The organism is Taibaiella lutea (genome assembly GCF_008629695.1).
GTDB lineage: Bacteria > Bacteroidota > Bacteroidia > Chitinophagales > Chitinophagaceae > Taibaiella > Taibaiella lutea.
In genome coordinates this window covers 188,980-202,109 of record NZ_VWSH01000002.1, presented here as the reverse complement: position 1 = coordinate 202,109, position 13,130 = coordinate 188,980, and the positions used below count along the sequence as shown (strand labels likewise).

Here is a 13,130-nt window from a genome sequence, read left to right as displayed (position 1 = left end):
TTAACTATAAAAATAGCAAGGAAAGCATGTATCTATTTATTATATCAGCAAGATTCTGTTCCTGAAGAACTTATCTTTTTGTATTTTCAAGCCCTAATATTTTTAAAAATATACATGAACCGATTTTTATTATTATTTTTTATTACGGGCCTTTTTATTCAAGACAAGGCCACAGCACAACAATACAGTTCTCCTGAAAATAAACTTTACTGGAAAAACAGAAAGCCGTACAGCGGTTATTGGCAGCAGGATGTGGCTTATAATATAGATGCCAGAATTGATGAAACAACCAATCAGATAAATGCATCTGAAGCATTAACTTATACCAATAATTCCCCTGATACGCTTGAATTTGTGTATTTCCATTTATACCAGAATGCATTTGTAAAAGGTTCTTATACGCATCAACTGGAAAAAGCAAATAAGGTGAAGTCCAGGTTGGGAAAATATGAAGCAGCCGGATTAGGTATTAACATCGAAGACTTGACGGTTGAAAATGTCCCGCTTAAAACCGAACTGGATAACACTATCCTGAAAGTGTACCTGTCAAAACCATTATTACCAAACCAGTCCGTAACATTCAAAATGAAGTTTAACACTTATTTTGATATGGGTGGCACCAGGCGCAGGATGCAGATGTACAATGCCTGGGGTTTTATGCATTACAATGGCTGTCAATGGTTTCCGAAAATATGTGTATATGATGCGAAGTTCGGTTGGGAAACAGATCAGCATTTAGGAAAAGAATTTTACGGTGACTTCGGAACTTTTAACGTAAGCCTTGATTTTGCTTCCAATTATGTCGTAGAAGCAACAGGAGCCATTCAGAATCGTGAAGAAGTACTTCCAAAGGAACTCAGAGAACAATTGGATCTTAAGAACTTTGCAAATAAGCCCTGGGAAGAAAAACCATCGACCATTATTCCTTATAAAAAAGGAGAAAGAAAAAAATGGATTTTCTACGCTGAGAATGTACATGATTTTGCCTTTACTGCCGACCCGAGTTATAGGCTTGGAACAACTTACTGGAAAGGCATTGAATGTGTAGCTATTGCTCAGGAGCCACATGCTTCGGGTTGGCAGAATGGCGCAGAACTGGTTGCTAAAACTGTTCAGACTTTTTCGGAAAATTATGGCATGTATGAATATCCGAAAATGGTGGCTGCAGATGCAAGAGACGGCATGGAATATCCGATGATTACTATGGATGGCGGCCGCAATCCTGATTATGGAAAATTATTGGTGCATGAAATCGGACATAACTGGTTTTATGGCATGATTGGCAGCAATGAAACTTACAGGGCATCGCTGGATGAAGGTTTCACACAATTTCTTACAAGCGAAGGTTTGCGAAACATTCTGGGTGACACTATGGTTTATGAAAAACCTAAAAGCAAATGGAAACAACATTTTGACGAGCCCAAGCTAACGATGGATGTCAATGTGCTATCAAGATACATTCAGGAAGTTGCCAACGGGAACGATCATCAACTGAACACACATTCCGATGATTTCAACAGTGCATTGGGCCACGGCGGAGGCTATGCTATGGTATATTTTAAAACAGCAACAATGCTGTATAACCTGCAATATACTTTAGGGGATAGTTTATTTGCAAAAGCCATGCAGCACTATGTTTCCCAATGGAAATTTGCGCATCCGTATTTTGACGATTTCAGGAATTCCATTATTCAATTCACACATGCAGATCTTAATTGGTTTTTTGATGAATGGCTGGAAACTACAAAAGATCTGAATTACGGCATCCAATCGATTCATACAATTAAAGGAACAGACAGCAGCGCAATCGTTTTCAAGCGCAAAGGAGCAATGCACATGCCTATTGATTTTACCGTCACAACCAGAAAAGGCAATAAATACAGCTATTATATACCCAATACCTGGTTTGATAAAGAAACAGACGCAGTAAGGCTTCCGAGATGGATAGGCTGGGGAAAATTAGATGAAACTTACACGGCACATATTCAGGCGCCTGAAGGTATTGCTCTGGTTGAGATAGATACAACGCATCGCTTTGCCGACAGGTATATGTTGGATAATTACAGAACCACCGGATTATTTCCCCGTATCACGTCCTTAAAAACAAAATGGGATCCCGGATATTATACAGGCGTCGACTGGAAACATTATCAGCTCTATATCAGGCCTGATATCTGGTACAATGCTATTGACGGTATAAAGCTTGGCGTACATTGGGAAGGTAGCTATTTAAACAATTACCTGAAACTGGATGGTACGGTCTGGGCAAATACCCAATTGGGCGAATGGAACAGGTTTAAGACCAACCTTGCAAAAAGCGGCATTCAACCCTGGGTCAATTATACCATTAACTTCAGTACACCGCTAAGCCTTTCCAATCCTGATTTTGGTGTTTATTTCAATTCCCGCTTTTTAGATGGATTGTGGTATCATAAAATAGGGACAACCTGGGCTATCAATAATAAAAACAATCTTGATTTCTCGTTGCATACCTTTTACCGGAATGAAGGCTATACTGATTACCTGCTTTATCCAAAAGAATGGAACAGTACTTTAGCACATCCCAATACTGCGTTGGAGCTGGACTACACTCATTCTTATAATTATTTTAATGGTTATGGTTCTTTATTGTTCACTGCACATGCACCTTTCCTGTCGGATAGTTTTAATTACAATTACATACAATTAGAGTGGAAAAACACCCATATTTTGGGACGAATGATTATCCGGACCAGATTGATTGGTCGTTACGGATTGGGTAATAGTATGCCTTCCGAAAGCGCATTATTCCTCGCAGGTGCAAGTCCTGAAGAAATGATGGAAAACAAATATGTACGCAGTATGGGTTTTATTCCAAATGATTGGGTGGGGAGTTATGATCCATATTCAACCGGCCATTTTCAATACGGAGGTGGCTTAGGCCTGAGAGGTTATAACGGTTATTATGTTACCGACAGGAGAAATAATGAAAATTATATTGCATATAAAGGCCAAAGCGGGGCAGCTGTCAATGCCGAATTTGATTTCACAAATTATTTCAGGTGGAGACCTGCCATCAGCTGCAATTGGTTAAAAGCCAATGTTTATGCGTTTGCCGATGCCGGAATCATTCAGTTGAGCCGTATTAACCCGATAGACCAGAATATAAAAGCAACCGGCAATATTTCTGATTTCAGGATGGATGCAGGTATAGGAGCGGCTTTTACGATTTACAAATGGGGTGTTTTTGACAAAGCAAAACCATTGACTTTAAGGTTTGATATGCCGCTGTTGCTTAACAGGCCTACGTTTGACAGGCCTCAATACTTAGGAGCAAGATGGCTTATTGGCGTAAGCAGGGCATTTTAATAATATAGACCTGATAACAAATATGTCAACTTTCCTTAACATTCTTGTTAACACCTATGGCAAAATCAAAATAAATACTTCTTTATCTTTACGCCCAATTTAAAAACTATTAATATAGAAATATGCGTTTAATCTTTTCAATGGCCATTGGCGTGAGTACGGTATTTACCGCCCTCTCTTCACAGGCACAAACTTTGTTTACTTACGGCCCTAATCCGGTAAGCAAAGAGGAGTTTCTAAGAGTTTATCAAAAAAATAATTCACAAAAGAAACCTGATTTCAGTGCAACCTCTGTGAATCAATATGTTGATCTTTATTCTTTGTTCAAAATGAAGGTTAAAGAAGCTGAGGTAATGCAATTGGATACGAATGCAGCCGTGAAAAGTGAGTTGAATAATTATAAAGGTCAGTTGGCACGCACTTATTTATCCGATAAAGAAGTGACCAAACAATTGGTGAACGAGGCTTACAACCGTATGAAGGAAGAGCTGCATGTACAGCACATCCTTGTGGCGCTTCGTCCCAATGATGATTCTGCAAGGGCTTATCAGAAAATTGACAGCCTGTATAAGGCTATCGTAAACAATAAAGCAGATTTCGGGCAGTTGGCAAAGGCGTTTTCCGACGATAAATATTCTGCTGTAAAAGGTGGCGATTTAGGCTATATTACTGCATTACAGGTTGTTTATCCTTTTGAATCTGCTGCTTATAAAACTGCTGTTGGTCAGGTTTCAAAACCATTCCGCACACAATTCGGTTTTCATATTGTAAAGGTTATTGACCGTCGTCCGTCGAAAGGGCAAGTACAGGTAGAACAAATTATGATTGCGGCACCAAAGTCGAAAGGTGAGCAAGGCATTACCGATGCTAAAGCAAGAATGAATGAAGTACTCGCTGCATTGAAAAAAGGTGATAAATTTGAAGAACTTGTCAAGACTTATTCTGACGATAAATTCTCAAATGAAAAAGGTGGTTTGTTAGATCCGTTTTCTGTTGGTAAATATTCTCCTGAATTTGAAGACGCGGCATTTGGTTTGAAAAAAGCCGGCGACATATCCCAGCCTATACAAACCGAATATGGTATTCACATCCTTAAATTGGTTAAGAAAATGCCATTACAACCTTTGGACAGCATGTTGGATAACCTTACACGCAAGGTAGAAAATGACGGCCGTGCCGTAGCTGCCAAAGAAGCTTACATGGAAAAAGTGAAGAAGCAATATAACTTCAAAGATTATCCGGAGAATCTTGATAAACTGATTGCTACAATGCCTGCTCAGGATAACAAAACCAATGCCTTCAATGCGGATAGTTTTAAAACACAGACTGCTACCCTGTTTGAATTGGCCGGAAAGAAATATACGCAGTATGATTTTGTAGTGTATGCTTCCGGTATTACAAGAGGTACATTAATGGGCAACCGCGCTAATACGCTGCGTGATTTGTATAAAATGTATCAGACTTCGACTATCAATGATTTACAGCAATCTGATTTGGAAAAGAACAATGCAGATTTCCGTAATCTGGTACAGGAATACAGAGATGGTATCTTGTTGTTTGATTTAATGGATAAAAATGTCTGGACAAAAGCATCAAAAGATACTGTAGGCCTTGCTTCTTTTTATGAAAACAATAAAGCCAAATATCAATGGCAGCCTGGTTTTGAAGGAACTGTTTACCAGGCAAACGGCGAAGTTGATTTGTCTCGTTTGAAAGCGCTTCTGGATAAAGGTTTGGATGCTTCCGCGGCATTGGACTCTTTAGGTAAAACAACAGAAGGCATTCAGGTTAGTCAGCAATCGGGCCGTTATGAGTTTACCCGTTTCCCTGTCGGTAAAGAATATTTTGCGGCAGATAAAGCAAGCAGCGTATTCCGTAACGACGATGGAACTTACACAATGGTATTTGTAAATAAACTACATCCTGGTTCAGAACAAAAAACGCTGGACGAAGCCCGTGGTTTTGTAGTTGCCGATTATCAGGATTATCTTGAAAAGCAATGGGATGCAAGTCTCAAAGCAAAATATCCTGTAAAAGTGGACGATAAAACAATGAAGACCGTTATAAAATAATTGAGTTTACATAAAAGAGAAACCCGCAAATTAATTTGCGGGTTTCTCTTTTATGTAATATTTATTGAATCAGAGATAGGACTAAAACCTATATCATCTACACTTTCAGGATTTCTCCAATTCTTCTTTATGAAACTTTATTAAACCCTCTGCCGGGCTTTTCATGATATTACCTGTTTCCAATCCATATTGCTCATGCAGACTGTAAATAATATCCTTGAATTCGTAGGCAACAGTACCAATAAAATGAATAGGATGTTTCCAGCTTTCCCTGTATTTTAAAACATGTCTCTGGTGAAAATCGATAAAAGCATCTTCAATGATATTCTCTACCATGTAATGTCCTCTATGCTCCATAAGAAATTGTGTAAATGAAGCCAGGTAACGGTTTGCCAACGGGTCTTTATAAACTTTCTTTAATATATCCGAAAGATCATCTCCATATTTATTCCTGAAAGCTTCTCTTAACTCATCATCAAAAGTGTTATAAAAAAAATATTGCAACACCCTTTTTCCAAGATAGGTCCCACTGCCCTCATCTCCGATAATAAACCCTAAAGAAGGATTTTGCTGCATTATTTTTTTACCGTTGTAATAACAGGAATTACTTCCTGTTCCAAGAATACAACAGATACCTTTTTTGTCTCCCATGGCAGCTCTTGCCGCACCCAGCATATCTGAATGAGCTTCCACTTTTTTTACACCAAAATGCTTCTTCAGTATCTTTTCAACAAAGTCAGCTTCGTTTTTTGTCTTAACACCCGCACCATAGAAAATGATTTTTGAAATGGACTCCTTTTTCGGATTTATTTTCAATTCGTCATTCAACAGCTGCAGGCAATCTGCTTCTGTCCTGAAAAAAGGATTAAGTCCCGGTGTTTGAAAATGTTTGGTTTTATGGTTACTTCCGATAAGGCTCCAATCTGTTTTGGATGAGCCACTATCGGCAATCAATATTGATGACATATATGCAATTGCAATTTTGAATAAGGAAAGGTAAAGCATGTTTCCCGTTCGTACAAACCTTAACTATAATTTTATTCGTTAATTTTTGTCTTTAATTTTAGTAAAAATCATCTATGTATAGAAAAACAGGTGCTTTTCCTCTTTAGATCTTCCTTATACTAATAATATGCTCCAATATTGCTTCGGCACAGCTAAAAGATACCTTCAAAATATTAACATAGCGAATTACCCTCATTCACTATCAACTAAATCACCAGCCACTATCAACTAACCACTAAAAACCTACCTTTGCAGCCATGATTCCCAATGAACAAACCATTGCTGCCATTGCTACTGCTGCGGGTGTAGGAGCAATTGGCGTTATAAGACTTAGCGGACCTGAAGCTATTGCTATTACGGATGCTATTTTCAAAGGCAAAAACCTTGCCGCACAGCCTTCGCATACTATTCATTTTGGTAAAATAGTATCGCCGAAAGATGACAGCATTATTGATGAAGTAGTTGTATCCATATTCAAAGGAAACAGAAGTTATACAGGAGAAGAAACCGTAGAAATCAGCGGGCACGGTTCGCCCTATGTGTTACAGCAAATATTGAATGCCTGTATCGAATCCGGCGCAAGACCTGCCATGGCAGGGGAATTCACGCAACGCGCTTTCCTCAACGGCAAAATGGATCTGTCGCAGGCCGAAGCCGTTGCTGATCTGATTGCAGCAGATTCCAAAGCTGCACATGAACTGGCATTGAATCAGATGCGGGGTGGTTTTTCATCAGAGCTTTCCAGGCTGCGTGAAGACCTTATAACCTTTGCTGCATTGATTGAACTTGAACTGGATTTTGCGGAAGAAGATGTTGAATTTGCAGACCGTACACAGTTCTTCAATACATTAGAAAGACTTGAAACCGTTATACAGCAACTGATTGATTCTTTTCAATATGGTAATGTTATCAAAGAAGGCGTACCGGTCGCCATTGCCGGCAAACCCAATGCCGGTAAATCATCTTTATTGAATGCTTTATTCAACGAGGAAAAAGCCATTGTTTCAGAAATAGCCGGCACTACGCGCGACAGCATTGAAGATGTCCTTTTCATCAACGGATATAAATTCCGTTTTATTGATACAGCAGGATTACGGGAAACAACCGATACTATTGAAGCTATCGGCGTGGAGCGGGCCAAAGCAAAAGTCGCACAGGCAAAGATATTGTTGTATCTGTACGACGAAAATGATACAACTGTAGAAGAGGTGCTAAAAGATTTGAAAAGCTTTTACCGGGAAGAATTGATTATCATATTGATTGAAAACAAAGTCGACCTGCACGATTATACAAAACCCAGAAAAAATATTCAGGCAGATGACGCCATCATGCCTTATTTAATGGGCGCTATGCGTATGTCAACCAAAGATGCGGAATATATTAACCTCTTAAAAATGATGTTGACGGCGCAGGTTGAAAATCTGCCCCACGAAAATCAGGCCATTGTAAATAATACCCGTCATCTGGCCTCCCTTAAAAGCACACTGAAACATATCAAAGAGATACAACAAGGCATGGCCATGAATCTCAGCGGTGATTTACTGGCGCAGGATATTCGCCTGGCGTTGTATCATCTGGGTAGTATCACGGGACAGGTAGATGTGGACAGAGATATTTTAGGAACTATTTTCGGGAAGTTTTGTATTGGGAAGTAACTTGTGAACATTGTAACTTAGTCTTGTAACCCTTGCTCGCCAAGGGTTTTCTTTTTGTGCCTAGTTGTCGCAATAATCCGTTAGATACAGTTTCTTGAAGTAGATATGGACCGGTACGAAAAATATAGGCCACTCAGACGGACCAAAACATGTTGAAAACATTATGATACGACATGAATCTTTATTTAGCCAATAGTAATATGGCAGGAGGTTATGTTGTATTTTTTTTGCTGACATTTTTGTGAGACGGTTTTCCCCTCTTTTATCAATCAAAAACAACTGAGAAATAAGATCAGGAATGCTAATGAGGAGGGCTCTCTGATTTAGTTGTGTCAAGCTTTGATAGTAGATCGAGCAAATCGAACATAATATTGAAGTCCGTTAGAATTTCTTTTATGTTGGTTGGGTAATCGTCGTGAAGGATAAGGTAATCTAACAAAACAATACTCAAGTTGCTACTGATACGTGAGGCGGTTGATTGCTCTATTATTTCTATAATTAATGAAGTTATATTGCCCTGATTGTACGTTCAATTGATATTTGAATATGGCAATCAGTATTTCGATAAAACATTAAACCGAAATGACCTAATTGATTATAGGTTCATTTGAGTTTTCTTTTGGAGCTATTAGATTAGTTATTACAACACTACATTGTCAGAGACAATAACTAAAGAGCGTGTGAGGCTATTCTTTTTAACAAGATACTTCAAAACCTTTGCAAAGTTCTTTAGTTCTCTATTTTCCAAATATTCATGTTCACTATTTTGACCAATTTTTTCAGTTGGCACGAAAATTTTTACTGCTTCAACAATGGTATTAAGAGTCGTGGGAATGTCAAATAGTTTTACCTCTACTTCTTTTGTTCGATCTTGCTCTGAGGGGTCAATCTTAAAATGAAAGGGATAGCCCCTATGCGTATTAGCGGCTGCAAGTGTTTGGGCTTGTTCAAGCCCCTTAGCCTTATTGTATTGATGCCTAAAGTCTACAACACCATTATTATCTAACTCAGCAGGAATAATTATGTAAAGTTCAAAGTTCTTTATTTTTAGCGTTTGATTGTCAACACTAATTATACCTGCATCACGTATTTGCTCACAAACACCTTTAATGAAAGAATGATAATACCCAAGCGCTAATGCAGTTGAGGGAAGCAATCCGAGTTGAGATGTTTCTTGTTCTTTACGAATATGTTCAATTAATTCGGCACACTTCTTCTCAAGGGAATTGTACTTGGACTTGTCATCGGAAAAGCGTGAAACAACAATCCCTTCCAAATCTGAAGGAAGTTCTGCGGCTTCTTCTACCAGTAAGAAAGCTCTATCTATGCCTGTTGCTCCTGCAAATAATCCGAACTCAAATACTATATTATCTCGTGGTGTAGACTTTATATCGTCCCTTTTTAGCGTAAGGTCATCACATGTGGCAACCAAAATCGCGAATTCTGATAGCTTTGTTTTTTTAATAAGACTATCCAAAGCACTGCGGTTTTGGGTAAATGATGTCGTCCATTTGACAACGTCACCAACAGGTTCAAGATAGGTACATATTTGGTCAACGTATCTAAGTCCTTCTGCAGATGAACCAATAAATATTTGTGATCGCATAGAATTTGATTTTATTTATTATTTTCTGTCCCCTTTATAGAGCAACATAGTCTTAAACTCGTTAAAGTCGTTTTTTACCAAATTGGAAGCCTTTTTTTCTAAATCACGCAGTATTCTTCGGTGACATTTTTTAAATTTTCTGTTTTCACCACAAAAACATTTGGAATCAGAACCTAATTCGAGCCCTGTTGCAATTATTCGTAAGGAAGTAGATACAGCTTTAATATCTTCTAATTTCAAATATTCTTTATAGAACTCCAATCTGCCAAGTAATCCATGAGCCCGTTCCCTGTAAAAATATCCATTTTTTCTTCTGAATGTTTGATTGAACAAGAAGCCCATTATTTGTTTCTGTATGAAACCTTTTAAATTTATTCCATCTAAACAGTCCAGGCGTTCTTGGATTGGCACAGCTATACAGAAGTGGCCATCTGAGTATACATGCCAATCAATGTTATGAGGTATTCGCCCGCCAGTTTCATATATTAATGGATAGCTATTCGGATAATTGGCAGGTGGATGGATTTCAATTTCATACCTGTCCAATTTTTCTCCATCCTCTGCAATGAGATTAATAGAACCTAAAAGAATTGGTACTCCATCTCTATCTATATGATTTAATTCAGGAAAGTATTCAAGAACCTCATTAATGTCATTCAAAAATTGTTTATAGTGTTCCATAAGGTGAAGAAAGTCCAATTCCAGAAATAAGCTTTGTATTAGAATTCTTATCCTCTGATTTATCTTCACCAAGAGGAAAGCGATCTCCAAGATGTTTCCGCCATAGTTTGCTTGCTTTAAGTTGGTTATCTTCTTTTAAAGCCGCATCTGCATCCATAATAAAATCGTCTAATGCAGTCAGAAAATTGCTTCTACGCTTTTCGTCATAATCTGCAAAAAGATTATCATTGGGGGCAACGGGAACAATACACTCAAACTGTTTATTAAGTGTTTTCTTAATCTCTTTTAAAACATCAGTTAAATTTATATCATCACGTTCACCAAGTACAAGTTTATCTTTTGCATTTGCGGCAAGAATAGTCATAGATAAACCACTTGGCATTGCATTTCGTTTATTGTCACACCACGCTTTGAGATATTTTACTGCACTTAATAAATACTTCTCTTTTCCTTTTTTGCTTTTAAACCAATCAACCATGGCTTTTGGATCGTCATTTCGCCACCCCTCGTTCTTTATAGCAATTTGATATATTGATCCGTCTACTTTGTAATAGACGGGCATATCAATTTCATAATCGGCAGAGAAAATTGTTCTAATACACTTTTTTCGGTGTTGTGAAGGATTCGACGTATAGCCATTGACTGCATTATAAACCCAACTTTGTAAGGTTGTAGCAGTTACATCAGGCTCCCGAAAGAAATAGACACCGTCATCAAGATCACAGATGTCATCTTTTGTGCGAATAATAGTTTTCATTTTATACGAACCTTGAATAAAAAATTTCGGTTCGTAGTCAGGATAATTCTCTTTGAAATATTTGCGAATACGTTCACGCAATTTCTCCTTGGAGTCAATAAGTCTATTACGCTTTGATGTCGTAATAGAAATTTCCTCGTTGAACCTGTAAAATAAATTGTGACAATTTGCCATAGAATTATTGATTTGAAGTTTATGTTTATTGAATATTTTCATTGCTAGACCTGTAGCAAGTATTAGGAATAAAATTGGAGGCATCTCATTGTGATTTTCATTGATTACATTAGTTAAGTCAAAATGTATAGTGTTTAAGTTCTTCTTATTGCTATCAGGGTATTCTATTTGCAAAATAATTACAAATCATTTACTTTGTAATGAATACTTATGCACAGGGTGTGGAAAATCGAATTTTATGCATAATTTTGATGTTTGGCATATGGTATTAAAGTTCACAGTTGGCAATTATCTTTCTTTTAAAGAAAAGACGACTCTTGATATGTCAGCGGAGGCATTAAAAGAGAAGAAAGGGAATTTGCATATACCATATCATCACAACCCCAAGTTGACTTTGTTAAAGTCGATGGCAATCTATGGCCATAACTCTTATGGCAAGAGTAATTTGATCAAAGCTTATTCTTTTTATAAGAATCTGATTATTAACTCATTTTCTTTTGGGAAAAAAAATACGGAATTCGATGTTGAACCCTTTAGATTAAATACTTCGATGGTAAATAAGCCAAGCCATTTTGAAGCAGTATTTATTTTGAAGCAGACAAAGTATAGATATGGTTTCGAAATAACGAGACACGGTGTATCTGAAGAATGGCTTTATTATGCTGATGGAGCCGTAAGGGAAAATCTACTTTTTAATAGGGTCGTCGGCCAACAGATTTTCGAGATTAGTAAGTCTTGGAATAAAGAATCTCAAAATATGATCGAGAATGCGAAGATGTTTACAACATCACAAAATTTGTTTTTGTCTGTCCTTCTTTCGCAAGACAATATGCCTCCTAGGGTTACGGAGATTACAAAATGGTTTCAAGGGAATATTATTTTAACTGGAAGTTATGCCAATTCCGTAAATAACGGAGCATACCAGATTTATACCGATGTAGAATACAGAAATGTTATTCTGAAATTTATCAAAGGTGCTCATTTAGAATTTGAATCTATTTTCGAAAAGATTGCTGAAGTTCATTCAAGTACTAATATCCACAATGATTTATTAAACGTTATCTATGAAGATAAACAAAAGAATTTTGAGCTTTATACCGGACACAAACTTTTCGATGAGCAAAAGAAATTCTTAGGAAATATTGACTTCAATCTTCAAAAAAGTGAATCGTCCGGCACAATAAAGTATTTTATCTTAGCGTGCTTTCTTGCATCTGCATTAAAAAACGGGCAGTTAATATGGGTTGACGAATTTGACGCGAGTTTAGATACCAAACTAATTGTTACTTTAATAGAAACCTTTAACAGTCCAAAAAATAATGTTGTTGGATCTCAACTTATATTTATTGCCCATAATACGATTTTGATGAATAAGAAACTCAGGAGAGACCAGATGGTGCTGGTGGATAAAAATGAATATGGAGAATCTAGTATCAATCCAATTCATACTGCGAAAAACCCAGTTAGGATTAATGCATCAATTGAAGAAGAATATAGATCCGGAACTTTGAACGAAGGAAAAGGTTCACCTAAAACGGGGAATCAATATGGCTCTTTGTTTGATGGTATTGATTTGACAAGTCCTGAAAAAGAATAGCATTTCACTTATAATATTCTTCTAATTGCTTGCATTTTACATTTCTCATAAGTGATAAATTCAATAATATACGATTGCTAATTGTTATTAGTTTCTGTTTTCAAATGTAATTATCTAATGTTACATTAGGTTTGTATTGTTTTAAGAGGCGATTTGCGAGAATTATATTCATATTGTTTTATACCAACTGCTTGTGAATTCACATAATAATCTGTATTTAAACTCTCAAATAAAA

8 protein-coding genes are annotated in these 13,130 nt (G+C 37.1%); 4 read left to right on the top strand and 4 right to left on the bottom strand.

Annotated elements, in window-relative coordinates; genetic code table 11:
* Positions 1–114 precede the first annotated feature (114 nt).
* Both F0919_RS08065 and F0919_RS08060 read left to right on the top strand, forming a co-directional pair.
* Complete coding sequence (locus F0919_RS08065; protein WP_150032247.1) at positions 115–3,348, top strand: M1 family metallopeptidase; 3,234 nt, start codon at positions 115–117, stop codon at positions 3,346–3,348.
* Positions 3,349–3,470: 122 nt separating this feature from the next.
* On the top strand, positions 3,471–5,420 hold the full coding sequence (locus F0919_RS08060; RefSeq protein WP_150032246.1) for a peptidylprolyl isomerase: 1,950 nt from the start codon (positions 3,471–3,473) through the stop codon (positions 5,418–5,420).
* A 105-nt stretch (positions 5,421–5,525) separates the two neighbouring features.
* Here the strand turns inward: F0919_RS08060 and F0919_RS08055 are convergent, their stop codons facing one another.
* Positions 5,526–6,386, bottom strand: coding sequence for a BadF/BadG/BcrA/BcrD ATPase family protein (locus tag F0919_RS08055; RefSeq protein ID WP_150032245.1), 861 nt, complete (start codon positions 6,384–6,386; stop codon positions 5,526–5,528).
* A gap of 296 nt (positions 6,387–6,682) precedes the next feature.
* Between F0919_RS08055 and mnmE the strand changes: the two genes are divergently transcribed.
* Positions 6,683–8,080 carry a tRNA uridine-5-carboxymethylaminomethyl(34) synthesis GTPase MnmE gene (mnmE, locus tag F0919_RS08050; RefSeq protein WP_150032244.1) on the top strand — a complete coding sequence of 466 codons (1,398 nt, stop codon included), beginning with the start codon at positions 6,683–6,685 and terminating at the stop codon, positions 8,078–8,080.
* 640 nt (positions 8,081–8,720) lie between these two features.
* Here the strand turns inward: mnmE and F0919_RS08045 are convergent.
* The 3 genes from F0919_RS08045 to F0919_RS08035 are packed head-to-tail and all read right to left on the bottom strand — an operon-like array spanning position 8,721 to position 11,382.
* Entirely contained in the window at positions 8,721–9,686 is a 966-nt protein-coding gene (locus tag F0919_RS08045) for an STING domain-containing protein (protein ID WP_150032243.1), read from the bottom strand.
* A gap of 18 nt (positions 9,687–9,704) precedes the next feature.
* Positions 9,705–10,367 (bottom strand): hypothetical protein, encoded by a 663-nt coding sequence (locus tag F0919_RS08040; protein ID WP_150032242.1) that lies wholly within the window; start codon positions 10,365–10,367, stop codon positions 9,705–9,707.
* Positions 10,354–11,382 (bottom strand): cyclic GMP-AMP synthase DncV-like nucleotidyltransferase, encoded by a 1,029-nt coding sequence (locus tag F0919_RS08035; protein WP_150032241.1) that lies wholly within the window; start codon positions 11,380–11,382, stop codon positions 10,354–10,356. The genes F0919_RS08040 and F0919_RS08035 overlap by 14 nt, the downstream gene beginning before the upstream one ends.
* Positions 11,383–11,536: 154 nt before the next feature.
* Here F0919_RS08035 and F0919_RS08030 point away from each other — a divergent pair, with 154 nt between their 5' ends.
* Positions 11,537–12,895 carry an AAA family ATPase gene (locus tag F0919_RS08030; RefSeq protein WP_150032240.1) on the top strand — a complete coding sequence of 453 codons (1,359 nt, stop codon included), beginning with the start codon at positions 11,537–11,539 and terminating at the stop codon, positions 12,893–12,895.
* Positions 12,896–13,130 lie beyond the last annotated feature (235 nt).